This window comes from Mycobacterium sp. SMC-17 (assembly GCF_045310915.1).
In the GTDB taxonomy this organism is placed as follows: domain Bacteria; phylum Actinomycetota; class Actinomycetes; order Mycobacteriales; family Mycobacteriaceae; genus Mycobacterium.
The window spans coordinates 1-1,256 of the sequence record NZ_JBJIAK010000155.1; the positions used below are offsets into that span (position 1 = coordinate 1).

Here is a 1,256-nt window from a genome sequence, read left to right on the forward strand (position 1 = left end):
CGGTCTCGTTGAGCTGCGCGCCCTTCACGGTGGTGTGACGCAGCATCAGGCGACGATCGCCGTCGAGGTCGACATCGACGACCTCGATATTGGCGTCGACGAAGCCGACGTCGTATTGCCGCGCCAGTTCGCGCCGCACCCGGCGGTAGCCACGCTCGTCATGAATCGCATCGACCTTGATCCCCTGGCTTTCGGCGGGGTCGTCGTGCAGATGGAACATGCGGAAGCGCCGGATCAGCGCCGGGCTGAGGAACTGGTTGATGAAACTCTCGTCGCGGTAGTTGCTCCAGATCTCGCGCAGCACGCCTTCGACGTCGCCCTTGCCGGCAATGTCGGGGAACCAGTCGCGATCCTCGTCCTCCGGATTCTTCACGATCCGCTCGATGTCCTGCATCATGGCGAAACCGAGCGCGTAAGGGTTGAAGCCGGAATAGCGGCGGTCGTCGAACTCGGGCTGGAACACTACGTTGGTGTGCGACTGCAGGAATTCGAGGAAATTTCCGTCGGTGATCCGGCCCTGCTGATGCAGCCGGCTCATGATGCGGTAATGGACGTAGGTCGCGGTGCCCTCGTTCATCACCTTGGTCTGGCCCTGCGGGTAGAAATACTGCGCGATATGACGCACGATGCGAATGAGCTCGCGCTGCCAGGGCGCAAGCCGCGGCGCGGTCTTCTCCAGGAAATAGAGGATGTTCTCCTGCGGCAGACCGAGCAGCGCGCGGCGGCGCTCGGCAGTCAGCGCAGCCTTGCTCTTGGCCTTGGTGTTCGGCACCGTCCGCCACAGATCGTTGAACACGGCCTCTTCGTGCTGGCTTCTCCTCGGCGCGCAGGTCGAGCGTCTTCTTGCCGGGATAGCGGTCGACGCCATGCGACATCAGCGCATGCGCGGCATCCAGCGTCCGCTCCACCGTCTCGCGGCCGTGGCGGTCCTCGCAGGCGGCGATGTAGCCCTTGGCGAATTCGAGATAGTCGAGGATGCCGTCGGCGTCGGTCCACTGCTTGAACAGATAGTTGTTCTTGAAGAAGTGATTGTGCCCGAACGCCGCATGCGCGATCACCAGCGTCTGCATCGTCGCGGTGTTCTCCTCCATCAGATAGGAGATGCACGGCGAGGAATTGATCACGATCTCATAGGCGAGGCCCATCAGGCCCTTGCGATAGGACGCTTCCTGGAATGCGAACTGCTTGCCGAACGACCAGTGCTTGTAGAACAGCGGCATGCCGACCGAGGAATAGGCGTCGAGCATCTGCTCGGC

Annotated in this window: 1 pseudogene; it reads right to left on the reverse strand. The window is 62.3% G+C overall.

Going from position 1 to position 1,256, the window contains the following annotated elements:
- Positions 1–1,247 (reverse strand): annotated as a pseudogene (locus ACJH7A_RS30530) (SpoVR family protein); the annotation flags it as partial.
- Between the last annotated feature and the right edge of the window lie 9 nt (positions 1,248–1,256).